18 protein-coding genes are annotated in these 14613 nt (G+C 71.8%); 5 read left to right on the forward strand and 13 right to left on the reverse strand.

Annotated elements, in window-relative coordinates:
• Positions 1-40: 40 nt before the first annotated feature.
• The 9 genes from ACMGFG_RS18485 to hemB form a co-directional block, all read right to left on the reverse strand.
• A complete protein-coding gene (locus tag ACMGFG_RS18485; RefSeq protein ID WP_436931788.1) occupies positions 41-1462 on the reverse strand; it encodes an ammonium transporter in 1422 nt (473 codons plus the stop codon).
• Between the two features lie 377 nt (positions 1463-1839).
• Positions 1840-2304 carry an Lrp/AsnC ligand binding domain-containing protein gene (locus ACMGFG_RS18490; RefSeq protein ID WP_436931789.1) on the reverse strand — a complete coding sequence of 155 codons (465 nt, stop codon included), beginning with the start codon at positions 2302-2304 and terminating at the stop codon, positions 1840-1842.
• Between the two features lie 6 nt (positions 2305-2310).
• Positions 2311-2664 (reverse strand): nitrogen regulatory protein GlnK1, encoded by a 354-nt coding sequence (gene glnK1 / locus ACMGFG_RS18495; RefSeq protein WP_436931790.1) that lies wholly within the window; start codon positions 2662-2664, stop codon positions 2311-2313.
• Positions 2657-4078 (reverse strand): ammonium transporter, encoded by a 1422-nt coding sequence (locus tag ACMGFG_RS18500; protein WP_436931791.1) that lies wholly within the window; start codon positions 4076-4078, stop codon positions 2657-2659. The genes glnK1 and ACMGFG_RS18500 overlap by 8 nt, the downstream gene beginning before the upstream one ends.
• A gap of 339 nt (positions 4079-4417) precedes the next feature.
• Positions 4418-4903: a DUF7519 family protein gene (locus ACMGFG_RS18505; RefSeq protein WP_436931792.1), complete on the reverse strand. Its 486-nt coding sequence runs from the start codon at positions 4901-4903 to the stop codon at positions 4418-4420.
• Positions 4900-6177, reverse strand: coding sequence for a DUF58 domain-containing protein (locus tag ACMGFG_RS18510; protein ID WP_436931793.1), 1278 nt, complete (start codon positions 6175-6177; stop codon positions 4900-4902). Before ACMGFG_RS18510 ends, ACMGFG_RS18505 begins: the two co-directional genes overlap by 4 nt.
• Positions 6174-6707, reverse strand: a complete 534-nt coding sequence (locus ACMGFG_RS18515; protein WP_436931794.1) for a DUF7269 family protein — start codon at positions 6705-6707, stop codon at positions 6174-6176. The genes ACMGFG_RS18510 and ACMGFG_RS18515 overlap by 4 nt, the downstream gene beginning before the upstream one ends.
• Positions 6707-7417, reverse strand: a complete 711-nt coding sequence (locus ACMGFG_RS18520) for a DUF4129 domain-containing protein (RefSeq protein ID WP_436931795.1) — start codon at positions 7415-7417, stop codon at positions 6707-6709. The genes ACMGFG_RS18515 and ACMGFG_RS18520 overlap by 1 nt, the downstream gene beginning before the upstream one ends.
• Before the next feature lie 126 nt (positions 7418-7543).
• Entirely contained in the window at positions 7544-8524 is a 981-nt protein-coding gene (gene hemB / locus ACMGFG_RS18525; RefSeq protein ID WP_436931796.1) for a porphobilinogen synthase, read from the reverse strand.
• A gap of 158 nt (positions 8525-8682) precedes the next feature.
• Between hemB and ACMGFG_RS18530 the strand changes: the two genes are divergently transcribed.
• The 3 genes from ACMGFG_RS18530 to ACMGFG_RS18540 are packed head-to-tail and all read left to right on the forward strand — an operon-like array spanning position 8683 to position 10561.
• Positions 8683-9330 carry a DedA family protein gene (locus tag ACMGFG_RS18530; RefSeq protein ID WP_436931797.1) on the forward strand — a complete coding sequence of 216 codons (648 nt, stop codon included), beginning with the start codon at positions 8683-8685 and terminating at the stop codon, positions 9328-9330.
• A 59-nt stretch (positions 9331-9389) separates the two neighbouring features.
• Positions 9390-9956, forward strand: coding sequence for a GNAT family N-acetyltransferase (locus ACMGFG_RS18535; RefSeq protein ID WP_436931798.1), 567 nt, complete (start codon positions 9390-9392; stop codon positions 9954-9956).
• On the forward strand, positions 9956-10561 hold the full coding sequence (locus ACMGFG_RS18540; RefSeq protein ID WP_436931799.1) for a GNAT family N-acetyltransferase: 606 nt from the start codon (positions 9956-9958) through the stop codon (positions 10559-10561). Before ACMGFG_RS18535 ends, ACMGFG_RS18540 begins: the two co-directional genes overlap by 1 nt.
• 43 nt (positions 10562-10604) lie before the next feature.
• On the opposite strand, the gene ACMGFG_RS18545 is transcribed toward ACMGFG_RS18540, so the two are convergent.
• Together ACMGFG_RS18545 and ACMGFG_RS18550 are read right to left on the reverse strand one after the other, a co-directional pair.
• On the reverse strand, positions 10605-11357 hold the full coding sequence (locus ACMGFG_RS18545; RefSeq protein ID WP_436931800.1) for a competence/damage-inducible protein A: 753 nt from the start codon (positions 11355-11357) through the stop codon (positions 10605-10607).
• A gap of 105 nt (positions 11358-11462) precedes the next feature.
• On the reverse strand, positions 11463-11879 hold the full coding sequence (locus ACMGFG_RS18550) for a DUF5802 family protein (RefSeq protein ID WP_436931801.1): 417 nt from the start codon (positions 11877-11879) through the stop codon (positions 11463-11465).
• 174 nt (positions 11880-12053) lie between these two features.
• Between ACMGFG_RS18550 and ACMGFG_RS18555 the strand changes: the two genes are divergently transcribed.
• The gene (locus tag ACMGFG_RS18555; protein ID WP_436931802.1) at positions 12054-12785 is read left to right on the forward strand and encodes a DUF1405 domain-containing protein; all 732 of its coding nucleotides are present in this window, start codon (positions 12054-12056) and stop codon (positions 12783-12785) included.
• A gap of 81 nt (positions 12786-12866) precedes the next feature.
• Entirely contained in the window at positions 12867-13514 is a 648-nt protein-coding gene (locus ACMGFG_RS18560) for an ArsR/SmtB family transcription factor (protein WP_436931803.1), read from the forward strand.
• A gap of 30 nt (positions 13515-13544) precedes the next feature.
• On the opposite strand, the gene ACMGFG_RS18565 is transcribed toward ACMGFG_RS18560, so the two are convergent.
• Together ACMGFG_RS18565 and ACMGFG_RS18570 are read right to left on the reverse strand one after the other, a co-directional pair.
• Entirely contained in the window at positions 13545-13913 is a 369-nt protein-coding gene (locus ACMGFG_RS18565) for a hypothetical protein (RefSeq protein ID WP_436931804.1), read from the reverse strand.
• 25 nt (positions 13914-13938) lie between these two features.
• Positions 13939-14547, reverse strand: a complete 609-nt coding sequence (locus ACMGFG_RS18570; RefSeq protein ID WP_436931805.1) for a DUF8526 domain-containing protein — start codon at positions 14545-14547, stop codon at positions 13939-13941.
• Positions 14548-14613 lie beyond the last annotated feature (66 nt).

The raw sequence follows: 14613 nt of genomic DNA on the forward strand, positions 1-14613 counted from the left end.
CCGCGTCGATACCGTCGGTGTGCGTGTCGTCGGTCATCGGTCAGTCACTCCGTTCCTCGGCGGTGCGTTCGGCGGGGACGGGGTTCTCTTCGCTCACGAACCCGCCGTCGGAGCGGAGCTCCGACGAGGTTTCGTTCGAATCACTCACGAAACCGCCGTCGGCGACCGCCGCGCCCTCGTCGCCGAACTCGGGGTAGGTCTCGACGCCGTGTTCGCTCACGTCGAGGCCCTCCTGCTCGTGTTCGCGGCTGACGCGGGCCTGGCCGAGCGCCTTGAACGCGCCCCAGATGAGGCCGGTGGTGCCGACGGTCCAGACCGTGATGATCGCGACGCCCGCGACCTGGGCGACGAAGCCCTCGATCATGAACCCGACGTTCGGCGTGAAGCCGTTCCACGCCTCGACCGCGACGAACGAGTACATGAGCGTTCCGATGACGCCCGCGCTCCCGTGGACGGGGAAGACCGCGCAGACGTCGTCGATGTTCATGCGCTTCTCGACGAAGCTGAAGACGATGGGCAGCTGCACGCCGGAGACGCCGCCGACGAGGAACGCGCCCCACCACGTCGTCGTGTGGGGGATCGCGGTGATGCCGACGAGACCGGCCAGCAGCCCGTTGGCGACGTAGAGGGTGTCGACCTTGCCCGTCTTGAGGCCGGCAGCGGCGCCGGCGCCCATCGCGCCGCAGGCCATCGCGATCGTGGTGGTCAGGGCGACGCGACCGAGCTGGTCGACGACGAAGACGTTGTCGCTGTTGAACACCGCCGAGGTGCCGACGTTGAAGCCGTACCAGCCGAACGCGAGCATCAGCGTGCCCAGCACGGCGAAGGTCATCGAGTGACCGGGGATGACGTTCGCCGAGCCGTCGTCGTTGAACCGGCCGATGCGCGGGCCGAGCACCCACGCGGCCGTGAGCCCGGCGATGCCGCCCATCGCGTGGACGACCGTCCCGCCCGCGAAGTCGGTAAAGGCCGCGCCGACGGCCGAGCCGACGGCGCCGTCGGCGCCGAGCAGGCCCGTCGCGTACCAGGCCATGCCGGAGACGACCGGGTAGATGACCGCCGCCAGCAGGAACGTGTAGCCGACGTAGGCGCGCAGTTTCGCGCGGCCGGCCACGGCGCCGGAGACGATGGTCGCCGCCGTCATCGCGAAGACGGCGCCGTAGAGCCAGCCGATCCAGTCGCCCGCGGACCCGGCGGCGAACGCCGGCGAGAAGCTCCCCGTCCCGACGAGGCTGTCGACGCCGGCGCCTATCAGGAAGAAGACGGTGACGCCGACGCTCCAGGTCAGCAGGTTCTTCGTCAGCTGGTTCGAGACGTTCTTCGAGCGTACCTGCCCCGCCTCCAGCATGGCGAAGCCGGCGTGCATGAAGAAGATCAGGAACGTCACGACCAGTATCCACACGTTGTTTATCGCGTCGATCAGCGTCTGGGTCTCGGTCTGTAGCGGCGTGAGTTCGAGCATGTGTCGTGTTTCGGTGTAGTGCCCGACTGGTTCCGGATCGTTCAGCCGAGCGCGTTTTTGGTCTCCGAATGTTTCGGAGAGTACGGGAGAACTGTGCGGAATCACACTGTATAAGGGTTGGCTTTACAATGACGAAACTTTCAGGGATTCCGTAGACGCTCGTCAAAATTATGGTAGAATATTATCCCTTTAAGGTTGTATTCCGTCCAGAAACGGCAGGTCGACGCGCGTCGGATCTGGACGCTCGTCAACCGGGGATGGCGGCAAAAACGGCCGATCCGGGGGGTAGACGCTCTCGCGCGCTCGACGTGACGATCGGAACCGCGGAGGGCGAGAAAGTGATCGAGCGTCGGAGTTGAAATCTCCCGGGGCGACCGCTACTCGTCGGCGTCGACGGGGAGGCGGTCGTACTCGCAGACGGTGTCGAGGACGATGCTCGTCCGGGCCGAGCGCACCTCGGGGTGGGTGAGCACCGACTTGATCCGGGCGTTCAGGGCTTCCGTGTCCTGGAACTTCCCGATGGCGACCACGTCGTCACTCCCGGTGACCTCGTAGACGCCGATCATGTTGCCGGCGTCGCGGAGGTCGGCGACGACCGTCTCCAGCCCGGCGCCGTCCACGTCCAGGCGGAAGACCGCCGTCACCTCGTAGCCGAAGGCACCGTAGTCGACCTCGGGCTGGAACCCGTCGATGACGCCGTCCTCCTCGAGGCGCTGGAGCCGTTTCGTGGCGGTCGCGGTGGCGACCTCCGCCCGTTCGGCGAGTTCGCTGGCGCTCGCGCGCCCGCTGTCGAGCAGGGCGTCGACGATCCGCCGGTCGGTGTCGTCCAGGTCGACCGACATCGAATCTCAGACGGCCTCTGGTCCCGACTCGCCGGTCCGGACCTGGACGGCGTCCTCCACGGGGAGGACGAAGATCTTGCCGTCGCCGGGCTCGCCCGTCTGGGCGGCGTCGGCGATGGCGTCGACCACGTCCTGGGCGGGGATCTCCGAGACGACGCACTCGATTTTCACCTTCTGGTGGAGGTCGACGACGTACTCCTCGCCGCGCCACTGGCCCGTCTTGGCGGGCTGGGAGCCGCGACCGGAGACGTTCGTGACCGTCAGTGAGGGGGCTCCGGCCTCGGCCAGCGCCTGCTTCACGTCGCCGAGCTTGTCCGGGCGGACGACCGCGACGACCATCTTGATCTCCTCGTCACTCATCGGAGACACCCCCCTGGGCCCCGCCGTCGGTGCGGAGCTCCGAGCCGCCGTCCGCGCTCACGGCGGGGCTGTCGCGGCTGCCGCCGGCGGTGAACTCGGGGTAGACCGAGACGCCGTGTTCGCTCTCGTCGAGTCCGGCCTCTTCCTCCGCCTCCGAGACGCGCAGGCCGAAGAGGAGGTCGGCGACCTTGAACGCGACGCCGGCGGCGAGGACCGTCCAGACGCCGACGACGAGGACGCCGGCGACCTGCATGACCAGCTGGTTCACGCCGAGGAACGTGTAGCCCCCGGAGGCGGTGACGCCGAACAGCGGGATCAGGACCGTGCCGACCGCGCCGGCCATTCCGTGGACGGCGAAGACGCCGCAGACGTCGTCGATCTTCAGCGAGTCGACGACCCAGCGGAAGGTCGGCAGCACGAGCGCGCCGGCGAGAGCGCCGAGGACGGCGCCGCCCCACCACGTGACGTGGGGGACCGCACCGGTGACGGCGACGAGGCCGGCGAGCAGCCCGTTGGCCGCCCACAGCGGGTCGGGCTTGCCCTGCCAGACCGAGGAGACGACCATGGCCGCGACGCCGCCGGCGCCCATGCCGAGCGTCGTGTTCAGGACGACCTGGCCGAGCGCGGCGCCCTGGAAGGCGACCCCCGACTCGGTGGCCGAGAGGACGGTCGCCTGCGTGCCGACGTTGAACCCGTACCAGCCGAACGCGAGGAACAGCGTGCCCAGGACGGCCAGCAGCATCGAGTGACCGGGGATGGGCTGGCTGTTCCCGCTCGAGTCGTAGCGGCCCGAGCGGGGGCCGACCATCTTCGCGCCCACGAGCCCGGCGAGGCCGCCGCACATGTGGACGATGGTCGCGCCCGCGAAGTCGAGGTAGCCGGCGCCGATCGCCTGGCCGAGGTACCCGTCGGCGGAGAGCAGCCCGGTGCCGCCCCAGGCGATGCCCGGCATCGCCGGGTAGACCACCGCCGTCATCGCCGCGGCGACGAAGACGTACGCGCGGAAGTTCATCCGCTCGGCCACGGCCCCGGAGACGATGGTCGCCGCGGTCATCGCGAACACTGCGCCGAAGAACCACCCGATGTACTGGGTCGGGTCGTTGACGTACCCCCACGCGCCGGCGAGGTCGAAGGCCACGCCGGGCGTCGTCAGTTGCCCGACGAGCGCGCTGAACGCCGACCCGACGACGAAAAACACCAGCACGCCCAGCACCCAGTCGGTCATGTTCTTCATCAGGACGTTCCCGACGTTCTTCGCCCGGACCTGGCCGCTCTCCAGCAGCGCGAACCCGGGCTGCATGAAGAAGATCAGGAAACAGACCACGAGGATCCAGACGTTGTTCACCCCGTCGGCGACCGTCCCCGGGTCCAGCTGCAGGATCGCGTCCGCCGCCGGCGCCAACAGCGCCGACATCAGGCCGCCACCTCCGTTCCACGACGACGCAAGATTCCTTGGTATTCGTCTACCTTCTCACCCGTTATCGCCACGTTCGTAGTGTACATCTCGGTTCAGCCTCATGGAATCCTACTACATAAGGGTATGCTTGAAAATATCCCAATCTCCGTGGTATAATGAGACGCGCGTCAGAAGTATACCAGGATATTATCGATATAAGGTTGTCGTTCGTCCAGATAGGTGGACGATTCGCCAGGGATTATTTGACGTTCGTCGACCGGGATCGGCCCGATCCGGGCTCGATCCGGCCCGATCCGCTTGCGCGCGGCGGGCGGTGTGGGTAGTCGGGCGGGCGGGTCAGCGCCGGAGCGCGGCTGTCAGGCCGATGGCACCGAAGAGGACGGCCAGCGCCACCGCCGGCGGGAGGTCGCCGAGACTGACGCCGAAGGTCAGGACGGCGGCGACGGCGGCGACGAGCGCGATCCCGGTGGTTCCGGCGAGATGTGCCAGTTCCAGGTCGCCGCTCGGTGCCGTCCCCAGCGTCGCCCGCAGGTCGACGGCGCTGTGGGCGAACGTCCAGGCGAGGACGAGCGCGACGGCGGCGGCCAGCGCCGTCGTCGGGCCGAGCCCGCCGACCGTCGCGACGACCAGCTGGACGAACAGCGCGGCCGCGCCGGCGTCGGCCAGCCGCCGGGAGCGGCGGACGTGGCCCGCCGCCAGCGCGAGGACGCCGACCGATCCCGCGGCGACGGTGGGCGTCCCGACCGCCGCGAGCGCGAACGCGACCAGGCCACAGCCGACGCCGACGCTCCCGGTGAGCAGCCCGGCGGGCCGCCCGCTCATCGGCGCACCTCCCGCCGCTCGGCCAGGAGCGCGTGCAGCGGCGTCCCAGCGGCCCAGTCGTAGGTGGCCACGCCGGCGTCGCGCAGGCGGGCGAGCCGCTCCCGGCGCTCGGTCGCGACCAGGCGGTGGCCCGGCGTGTCGGCGACCGTCGGGTCCGGACTCAGGACCGTCGTCGGGTTGCCGCGGGCGGCCAGCCGGCGGGCCAGCCGGAACCCTCCGTCGTCACACAGCGGCGTCAGGAAGACGACGTGGGTCGACGTGGACAGTTCGGTCAGCAGCCGGTCGCCCGGCGACTCCCCGGCGCTGGCGGGCGCGCCGCTCGCCGCGAACGCGTCGTCCTCGGCGAGCAGGCGCTGTGCCCGCTCGCGGTGGGTCCGGCCGCCCGCGGGCGGGAGCCAGCAGGCCGTCGCCGGCAGCGCCGCCACCCCGACCTGATGGCCGCTGTCGTGGAGTCCCTCGACCAGCGCCGCGGCTGCGCTCGTCGCCCGCTCGATGGCGGTGTCGGCCGATTCGGACGGCGCGAGTGCGGCCTCGTAGCGGGTGTCGACCACGACGACGACGGCGGCGGCCTCGCGCCGGCGGTACCGGACGGTCGCGAACTCGCCGGTACGTGCGAACCGGCGCCAGTCGACGCGGCCCAGCGGATCACCCCGTCGGTGTTCCCGCACGGAGTGGAAGGCGACGCCGGCCCCGCCCTCGTCGGCCGGCGTCCGCCCGGGGTACCCGGTCTGTGGCTCGACCGGGAGGTCGGCCGCCGGCAGGTCCTCGGTCCAGGTGACGGTGTCCGTCGCGGGGTCGGCCTCGACCCGGCGCTCGGCGAGGCCGGCGGCGTCGCGCAGCGCGACGGTCACCGACTCGAAGCGGTGGACGCCGGCGCTCGCGCTCGCCTCGTAGACGAGCGTCCGCGAGGCGCCCGGCCGGAGCGCGACTCCCGCCCGCGCCTCGCCGTCGACGACCCGCATCGTCGGCGGGAGGCCGTCGACCACGCGCACGTCCGGCAGCGTCCGCTCGCCCTCGTTGCGCACCGTCAGCGACACCGTGACTGGCTCCCCGGCGCCGGGGTCGGTCGGCACGATGTCACGCTCGACGGCCAGTGTGGGCGCCGGCGGCGCCACGAGGCGAGCGTACGCCAGCAGCGCCGTCCCGAACGCCGCGAGCAGGAGGAGCGTCGGCGTCCGGGTGAGCGCACCCGCGGCGGTCGCGACGAGCACGCCGCCCGCCAGCCCGGTCCAGCGGTTCGTCGGCCGCTCGTCGAGTTCGACTACGTCGGTCATCGGTACCGCTCCCACAGCGCCGCGGTGGCCCGCGCGAACCGCTGTCTGAACGTCGACTCGCCGCCGAGGAACACGCGTACGCGGTCGCGCAGCGAGGGGCGGGACCGCCGGTCGGCGAACAGCGCCGCCGCGACCGCGTCGTCGGGCCACTCGCCGCGCCGCAGCAGGTCCCGGGCGGCCGCGCGGTCACGGTCCGAGTGGCGGACGAGCGCGTCGACGGCTCCCTCCTCGGCGCGCTCGCGGAGGTCGTCCCGCGCCAGCGTCTCGCCGCGTTCGGCGGCCGCGAGTTTCCGGTCGAGTCGGTCGCCGGGCCGCCTGACGCCGGGCCGTTCGGGCGGTCGCCCGAGCGACGTGGTCTCGGGGCCTTCGACCGAGCGGACGAGCAGCGCGAGGAGCGCGCCGACGCCCGCGGCCAGCGCCGCGAGGACGAACCCGACGCGCGTGACCAGCCCGCCGGCGGCCCCGGTCGCCGCCAGCGCCAGGCCGGCGACCAGGCTCGCGACTCCCAGGGCGAGCGCGAGCGGACGCATCAGCGGTCGCCTCCCGCGTCGCCGTCCGGCCCCCGGTCTGGCCCGTCGCGGGCTGTCCCGCCGCGCCCGTCGCCCCGCCGCTCCAGCGCGTCCCGCGCCTCCCTGGCGCGCCGCTCCAGGTCGTCGGTCGGTTGCTCGCCGCCGTAGCGCACCCGCCGGAACAGCGCCGTCAGCGTCCCGACGGCGTCGGCGTCGAGGCCTCGCTCCCGGGCGGCGGCGGCGTGCTCGGCGGGCGTCCGCGCCTGGTCGGGGCCGACGCGCTCTGCCAGGTCGCGCCAGGCGCGGTACACCTCGTTCGAGGGCGGCGGCGCGGGCGGTTCGACCGGGGACTCGACCGGCGGCCCGCGGGGGGTGATGTCGACCGACTGCTCGTCCCCGCTGGAGTCGGCGCCGAGCGTCTCGTCGCCGCCGCCGGCGCTCAGATAGGCGCCGCCGACTGCGAGCGCGGCGAACGCGGCGAGGCCGGCGAGCACGACCGGCGGCAGCCTGTCGGCGGCGCTCGCGACTACGGGGCGGGTGTCGACCTCGCAGGGGTCACACGCGGGGAACTCCCACAGTTCCGGGAGGTCCCGGATCGACTCCTCGTCGCCGGTCTCCTCGGGCGTCTGTCCGACTTCCGGGGGATCCGTGCCGAGTCCGTCCGCCGCGACACCGAACGAGAGGAGGGCGGCCGCGGCGACGGCGATCACGAGGACCTGCTGGCGGTGCACACACGCGAGCGGTCGGTCCCCACCGACGAATGTGTTACGGAGCGACAGCTCCGCGCGGGTGCGGGACGCTCGACCCGCGGCGCGTCGAGCGACGCTCTCGGAACGTCCGCACCGAGTGGCGGTCGCCTACAGCCGCTCGGCCACGTCCTCGGCGAAGTAGGTGAGGATCAGGTCCGCGCCCGCACGCTTGATCGACAGCAGCGACTCGTGGGCGACCGCCTCCAGGTCGAGCCACCCCTTCTCGGCGGCGGCGTGGAGCATCGCGTACTCCCCGGAGACATTATACGCGGCGACTGGGTGGTCGAAGCTCTCGCGCACGTCCGCGACCACGTCCAGATACGGCAGCGCCGGTTTGACCATCAGCACGTCGGCGCCCTCCTCGACGTCGAGCCGGACCTCGCGGGCCGCCTCGCGGCGATTGGCGGGGTCCATCTGGTAGTGGCGGCGGTCGCCGAAGGCGGGCGCGCCGTCGGCGGCGTCGCGGAAGGGCCCGTAGAAGGCCGACTCGTACTTCGCCGCGTAGCTCATGACCGGCAGCGACTCGAAGCCCCGCTCGTCCAGTTCCGCGCGGATGGCCCCGACCATCCCGTCGGTCATGCTGGAGGGCGCGACCATGTCCGCCCCCGCCTCGGCGTGGGAGGCGGCGGTCTCGGCCAGCAGTTCGAGCGTGCGGTCGTTGTCGACGGTCATGTGCGGGTCATCGCGCGCCCCCTCCTCCAGCACGCCGCAGTGGCCGTGTTCCGTGTACTCGCAGAGGCACACGTCGGTGATCACGTAGGCGTCGGTCTCCTCGGTGATCCGCCCGACCGCGCGCTGGACGACGCCGTCGTCGGCCCAGGCGCGCGAGCCCTCGGCGTCTTTCGACTCCGGAATTCCGAACACCATGACGGCCTCGACGCCCGTCTCGCGCACCTCGCGGACGCGCTCGACCGCCTGGTCGACGGGCACGCGCGTGTGCCCGGGCATCGACCCGATCGGGCGGCGTTCGTCGGTCGTCGCGTCGACGAACACGGGCGCGATCAGGTCCGACGCCGAGAGGTCCGTCTCCCGCACCAGAGGTCGGACGCCGTCGCTCCGGAGTCGCCGGGGTCGGCGTGGCAGGTCCATACCCGCATTCGTCGTCTCGGGGTTATCAGCGTAGCGGCCGGGCGCCGCCGCTCGCGGGCGGAGACACCGCCCGGTGGAGGGCGGGCGCGGTTCCGCGGGCGGTCGCCTCGCCCCCGAGCGGAAGACATTTGCCCGATACGCCCCGACCGTTCCGGTGAATGGGATCACTGGACTCGACCCGTCGGGCCCGGCTGCGCGGGTTCGCCGAGGACTACGGGTTGATCGTCGTCGCCGGCGTCTTCTTCCTGCTCGCGGGCGCGGGCGCCGTCCTGTTCGTCTTCGGCGACGAGCAGTTCGCCCAGCGGATCATCGACACCTACGGCCTGCCCGCCTTGCTCCCCATCTTCGTCCTCGAGGGCGCGATGCTCCTCTATTTCGCCCCCAGCGAGGCGCTCGTCCCCGGGGCCATCGAGTTCCTCGCCACGGAGCCGTCGGGCTACGAGTGGGCGACCATCGCGCTCATCTTCCTCGTCGCGACCGTCGGCGCGACGCTGGGGCAGGTCTGCCTGTTCCTGCTCGCCAAGCGCGGCGGCCGCGAGTGGCTGCTGCAGAAGCCGTGGTTCCGCATCGACGAGTCCAGACTCGACCGCTTCGACCGGTGGTTCGACCGCTGGGGCAAGTGGGCCGTCCCCGTCAGCAACGCCCTCCTCTTTACCCGCGGCATGTTGACCGTCCCCGCCGGCGTCGCCGAGATCGACACCCGCGAGTTCGCGTTCCTCTCGGCGGCCGGCACCATCGTCTTCGAGGCCTGGCTCGCGCTCGCCTACCACTACGCCGTCTCGCTCGGTCTGCTGGACTTCTTCTGAGCGGCACGCGGTCCCACGCCACCGCAACGCTTTCGCCCCGGCCGCGCGACCCGCCGCGTATGCCCGGTCCCGTCTTCCGCCGCGGCGACTGCGTCGCGCTCTGTCCGGTCGAGGAGAGCGACCACGACTTCCTCAAGCGAAACCTGAACCGCCCCGAGATCAGAGCCGGCTTCGGGGCGGCGACGGCCCTCGACGACGACGGCGTCGCCGGGTACGTCGAGGAGTTCACCGATGCAGACGACAGGGAGATCTTCCTCGTCCGTGCCGACGGCGACCGCGTCGGCGAGGCGTTCCTGTTCGACCTCGAACCGCAGCGCGGGAACGTCGAGATCGGCTACTGGATCGCGCCCGCCCACCAGGGGAACGGCTACGCGACCGCCGCGGCCGAACTGCTCGTCGACTACTGCTTCGCCGAGCGGCGCCTCCACAAGGTCGACGCCCGCGTGCTGGCGTTCAACGACGGGTCGCGAGCGGTCCTGGAGACGGTCGGCTTCGAGCGCGAGGGCCGCCGCCGGGACACCTTCTACGTCGACGGGGAGTACGTCGACGCCGTCCTCTACGGCCTCGTCGCCGACGAGTGGGAGCGCCCGGCGCACCTCGTCGACCGGAGCGGGGACGGGGACTGATGCCCGGACCGGTCTTCCTGCGGGGCGACCGCGTCGCGCTCCGACCGCCCGAGGACGAGGATCTCGAGTTCCTCCAGCGCAACCACAACGACCCCGCAGTCCGGCGGTCGATGCCGCGCGTCCACCCCCAGAACCGCGGGGCGACCCGCGAGGAGTACGTCGAGAGCGACACGAGCGTCACCCTCCTGATCTGCGACGACGGCGGGAACGCCGACGGGGACGACTCCGCCCGCCTGGGCTTCTGCGCGCTGTTCGACGTCGACACGGACTCGGGGCGCGCGGAGGTCGGCGCGTGGCTCGCTCCCGACGCGGAGGGCGAGGGGTACGCGACCGAGGGGCTGTCGCTGCTGGTCGGCCACGCCTTCGACGAGCGGCGGCTCGACCGGCTGAACGCCGGGCGGCTGGCGACCAACGACCGGTCGGCGGCGCTGCTCGACCGGCTCGGCTTCGTCGAGGAGGGGCGCCGCCGCGGGTACTACTTCGTCGGCACCGTTGCGTCAGAGACGCAACGAGCAGACGGAAGCGCCGCCGGCGCTTCCGTCGACGGCGAGCGCGTCGACCGCGTCGAGTACGGCCTGCTCGCCGACGAGTGGGACGGCGCATAGCGCCCTTCCACCTTTCCTCGCTCGTCACCTTCGCTCGTCTCTCTCACTCGTCGGATTCCGGGTCGGACCCGGGGTCGGCGACCTGCTCGTCGACCCACTCGATGGCTCGCTCGACCTCGCCGGGGTCGGTGCCGGTCACCTTCACCCGGCCGGGCTTCCCGCGGCGGGCGGGGTAGCTGCCGACGGCCACGTCGAACCGGTCGCGGACGCCGTCGAGGACGTGCCGCAGCGCGCCCTCCGGGGTCGAGGTGGCGACCGACGCGGAGACGGCGTCGCCGCCGAACTCGTCGGCGACTGTGTCGAACATCACCTTCAGCTCTCCCGGGAACCCGGGGAAGACGTAGACGTTCTCGACGACACAGCCCGGATTAAAACTCTCCGCGGTCTGGATCGGGCGGGCGCCCGCCGGCAGCGCCGCCGTCTCGTCGAAGTCCAGGTCGAAATCGTGCTCCTCGTAGTACTCGGGGTTCTCCTCGCGGTAGCGGCGGGCCTTCTCGGCGACGCGGTCGCGCACCTCGGGCTGGACGTCCAGGTCGCGACCGAAGGCGTCGGCGACGGCCTCGACCGTCACGTCGTCGGGCGTGTCGCCCAGCCCGCCGGTAACGACCACGGCGTCGAACTCCTCGGAGAAGTCGCCGACCCAGCGGGCGATCACCGCGCGGTCGTCCGGGATCGTGAGCATCCGCGCGACAGTCGCGCCCCGCTCGGTGAGCTGGCGGGCCAGCCACGTCGCGTTCGTGTTCTCCGTGTCCCCCGCGAGCAGTTCGTCCCCGACCGTGACGAGCGCGACTTCCATGGGCGTCTGCTGGGTACAGAGCCGGTAAACGGTGTCGGGTCGTGACCGTCCCCGGTACGAACGCGCACTCCGGTGCGGGTCAGCCCTACCGCTCCCGCTCGCCGTTCAGATCCCGGTGGGACCGCCGAACTCGCCGTCGAAGGGGTGGTCCGGGACGGCTTCCTCGATGGCCGCCTCGCTGGTCGGGGTGCCGGCGGCGACCGCGAGGAGCTGTTTGGCGCGTTCGGCCTTGGCGAGGAACACCTCGCGCAGCGAGGGCGGGTTGCGGACGTTCGTCTCCGCGACGAGCGACTCCGGGACCGCGATGGTGTCCGCCGGGACGCTCTCGTCGCCGTAGACGGTGAAGTGTGTGTTCTCCAGTTTCATGACCAGGGGGAGGTCCGTCCGCGAGATCCCCTCGTCCGCGTACAGCTGCTCGTTGACCCGCTCGTGCTGGGCGGCGGCGATGGCCGCCGCGTCGCCGTCGCTGGGCTCGACGTAGAGCCGACCCAGGTAGTAGCCGCTGGAGAACTGTTCGAACATTGCCGTGCGAGTGGATAACAACCATGGTAACGCATAAGTCTTCCCCGGTAGCCTTATCACGGCGCGCTTTCAGACCGCACGACCCGACCGCAGTCAGGTGGTTCCGGTGGGGACCGACTCCCCCGCGCCCGCGGCTTCGGTACCGCTTTGTGGCCGGGGGACTCCGGGTCGACCATGGACGAGTCGCCGGCCGACGACGGGCGAGCGGACGACGAGCGGGCGGGCGGCGAGCGGTCAGGCGGGGAAGCGACCGGCCGTCACGCCGTCATCCCGCGGCGGTGGGCGCGCTACTACCTGGAGAACGCGCCCAGCCTCGTGTGGCTGATATTCGCCAACGTCGCGGGCGTGTTCGTCGGCTTCTTCTTCTATCTCAGCGTCGAGGAGCCCGCGCTGGCGAGCGTCGACACGCTGGCGTGGCCGGTGTACATGGACTCGCCGGTCGCGACGCTGCTGATGGCGCTGGCGCTGGCGACGCTGCTCCCCAATCTCGGCCGCCGGCTGGACGCCGCGCCCGCCAACCTCGTGCTCGCCTACCTCTACACCGTCACGTTCGTCTGGCTCGTCGAGACGGGGCTGTGGACGGCGCTGGCGCTGAACCTCCACTTCGGGCTCTACTACCCCGACATCTGGCGGTACTTCGGCGTGCTGGTCACGCACCTCCTGTTCGTCCCGGAGGCGTACCTCCTGCCGCACTTCGGGCGGACGACGCCGGGCGCGCTCGGCCTCGCGCTCGCGCTCGCGCTGGGCAACGACCTGGTCGACTACGGCTTCGGCCTCCACCCGCCGCTGCGCTACGAGCCCGGGCTCGTCCTCGTCGCCGGGAGCGTCGCCACGTCCGTCCTCGCCGTGGCCCTCGCCGCTCGCGCGTTCCCGCGACTGGGGACCGATGCCGGTCCGACCCCGTAACCGGAACCAGGCCGGTGGCCCCCGGACGGCGTCGGGACGGCGGGGACACGCTTTTAGGGCTCGACCGCGAACCTCAGGTGAATGGACTCCGCCGAACTGCTCGACCTGCTGGGCAACGCCAACCGTCGGCGGATCCTCCGGTTGCTCGCGCACAAGCCCTGTTACGTCACGGAGATCAGCGAGTATATCGGCGTGAGCCCGAAGGCGGTCATCGACCACCTCGAACGGCTCGACGAGGCGGGCCTCGTCGAGAGCAGCGTCGACGACCAGCGCCGCAAGTACTTCCGCATCGCCCGGAATCTCCGGCTGGAGGTGACCGTCTCGCCCTACACGTTCGGCACCAAGAGCGGCTACCCCGGCAGCTCAATCGACGTGACCACCTGCCGGCACGTCTCCATCGACGCCGAGGTCGAGGCCGGTTCCGACGCCGGCGATCTGGCCGCGGAACTGGACCGCCTGCAGGACCTGGACCGGGAGCTGTCGCTGGCCCAGCGGTGGGTCCACGGCCGCCTCTCGGAGGTGATGGAGCAGCTGACCGACCAGTTCGAGGGCGAGGACGCGCGCCTGCTCGGCGACGTGGTCTCGGCGCTCGCCACTCGGTCGGGCACCGTCGAGGAGGTGAGCCGCCGCGTCGAGGCGCCCCCGGAGGTCGTCGAGGAGGCGCTCGAACGGCTCGCCGACGAGGGCGTCGCCGAGCGCGAGGGCGACGAGTGGACGCTGCCGGACTGAACGGGCGCGAGCCGGGCCGGCGGCGGCCGCTCAGCCGTCTTCGAGGTCGTAGGCCCGCTCGGCGTCGCGTCTGAACTGGTTGCGCTCGACGAGCTCCGGGACCGCCTCGTCGGCGTCGTCTTTCGAAACGTGCACGACAGCGACAAACAACAGGCCAGCGACCGTTACCGCCACCGACTCCATGATCGCGCCGGTAACCACGACCGCGACCACGACACTTCCGGTGGCCAGCAGGCGACCGACCCGGCGCTTGCGCAGTTCCCGCTCGTGAGCCGCGACGATCGCCTCGCCGTCGCCGGCCGGCGCCGCGCGATAGACCGGCCCCTCCTCGGTCTCGTAGCGGAGCACGTCGACGGGGCCGTCGCCGTCGGTCGTCCCGGCGGCGTCGTCTGTCGACATCGAGCGGACCTGTCGGCCCGGGGAGTTAAATCTCGCGGGTCAGCCCGTCGCGCAGGTCCCGGCCGAAGTAGTGGCCGAGGACGGCCACGACGACCCCGGTGGTCGCGCCGAGCGCGGCGGTCGGCGCCAGGCCGACGCTCTCGACGAACGTCAGCGTCAGCACCCCCTGCATCATCGTCGCGAAGACGGCGGCGGCCGCGCCGGCGACCGCCACGGGGACGTACCGCCGGGTGCCGCTGGCGGCGCCCAGCAGGAACGCGCCGAGGAAGAGGCCGATAAGGCCCGTGACCGACCCGATCAGCGGGACGGCGCTGCCGGCGAACATCCCGCCGACCACGACCACCGCGGCGAGCAGGAACGAGCGGGCCGACGGGACGTTGATCCCGAGGCTCGGCCGGTCGATGGAGGGCGTCAGCCGCGAGCGCAGGCTCGGCCCCGAGTCGGCCTCGGACCCTGCGCTCGCTTCGCTCCCGGCGTCGGCGGTCGCGGTCGAGCCGCCCCCGCCGTCGAGGTCGCCGGTCAGCGCGTCCACGTCGACCCCGAGTTCGTCGTCGCTGAACCCCACGTCGCCGTCGTCGGGGTCGCCGAGGTCGCCGTCGAGGTCCTCGACCCGCTCGTCCGTCCGCTCTGACATACCCACCACTCCGGACCGAGGGCCCATGTGCCTTTTCCTCGCGTCGCCCCCGCGGCGACAGAACGA

Origin of the sequence: Halosimplex halobium (assembly GCF_051414055.1) — an archaeon.
Lineage (GTDB): Archaea > Halobacteriota > Halobacteria > Halobacteriales > Haloarculaceae > Halosimplex > Halosimplex halobium.

What these genes read in the sequence shown, in the direction of transcription:
- ACMGFG_RS18485 (WP_436931788.1), bottom strand. Translation starts at nt 1,462, where the DNA reads ATGCTCGAACTCACGCCGCTACAGACCGAGACCCAGACGCTGATCGAC.
- ACMGFG_RS18490 (WP_436931789.1), bottom strand. Translation starts at nt 2,304, where the DNA reads ATGTCGGTCGACCTGGACGACACCGACCGGCGGATCGTCGACGCCCTG.
- glnK1 (WP_436931790.1), bottom strand. Translation starts at nt 2,664, where the DNA reads ATGAGTGACGAGGAGATCAAGATGGTCGTCGCGGTCGTCCGCCCGGAC.
- ACMGFG_RS18500 (WP_436931791.1), bottom strand. Translation starts at nt 4,078, where the DNA reads ATGTCGGCGCTGTTGGCGCCGGCGGCGGACGCGATCCTGCAGCTGGAC.
- ACMGFG_RS18505 (WP_436931792.1), bottom strand. Translation starts at nt 4,903, where the DNA reads ATGAGCGGGCGGCCCGCCGGGCTGCTCACCGGGAGCGTCGGCGTCGGC.
- ACMGFG_RS18510 (WP_436931793.1), bottom strand. Translation starts at nt 6,177, where the DNA reads ATGACCGACGTAGTCGAACTCGACGAGCGGCCGACGAACCGCTGGACC.
- ACMGFG_RS18515 (WP_436931794.1), bottom strand. Translation starts at nt 6,707, where the DNA reads ATGCGTCCGCTCGCGCTCGCCCTGGGAGTCGCGAGCCTGGTCGCCGGC.
- hemB (WP_436931796.1), bottom strand. Translation starts at nt 8,524, where the DNA reads ATGGACCTGCCACGCCGACCCCGGCGACTCCGGAGCGACGGCGTCCGA.
- ACMGFG_RS18530 (WP_436931797.1), top strand. Translation starts at nt 8,683, where the DNA reads ATGGGATCACTGGACTCGACCCGTCGGGCCCGGCTGCGCGGGTTCGCC.
- ACMGFG_RS18535 (WP_436931798.1), top strand. Translation starts at nt 9,390, where the DNA reads ATGCCCGGTCCCGTCTTCCGCCGCGGCGACTGCGTCGCGCTCTGTCCG.
- ACMGFG_RS18540 (WP_436931799.1), top strand. Translation starts at nt 9,956, where the DNA reads ATGCCCGGACCGGTCTTCCTGCGGGGCGACCGCGTCGCGCTCCGACCG.
- ACMGFG_RS18545 (WP_436931800.1), bottom strand. Translation starts at nt 11,357, where the DNA reads ATGGAAGTCGCGCTCGTCACGGTCGGGGACGAACTGCTCGCGGGGGAC.
- ACMGFG_RS18550 (WP_436931801.1), bottom strand. Translation starts at nt 11,879, where the DNA reads ATGTTCGAACAGTTCTCCAGCGGCTACTACCTGGGTCGGCTCTACGTC.
- ACMGFG_RS18555 (WP_436931802.1), top strand. Translation starts at nt 12,054, where the DNA reads ATGGACGAGTCGCCGGCCGACGACGGGCGAGCGGACGACGAGCGGGCG.
- ACMGFG_RS18560 (WP_436931803.1), top strand. Translation starts at nt 12,867, where the DNA reads ATGGACTCCGCCGAACTGCTCGACCTGCTGGGCAACGCCAACCGTCGG.
- ACMGFG_RS18565 (WP_436931804.1), bottom strand. Translation starts at nt 13,913, where the DNA reads ATGTCGACAGACGACGCCGCCGGGACGACCGACGGCGACGGCCCCGTC.
- ACMGFG_RS18570 (WP_436931805.1), bottom strand. Translation starts at nt 14,547, where the DNA reads ATGTCAGAGCGGACGGACGAGCGGGTCGAGGACCTCGACGGCGACCTC.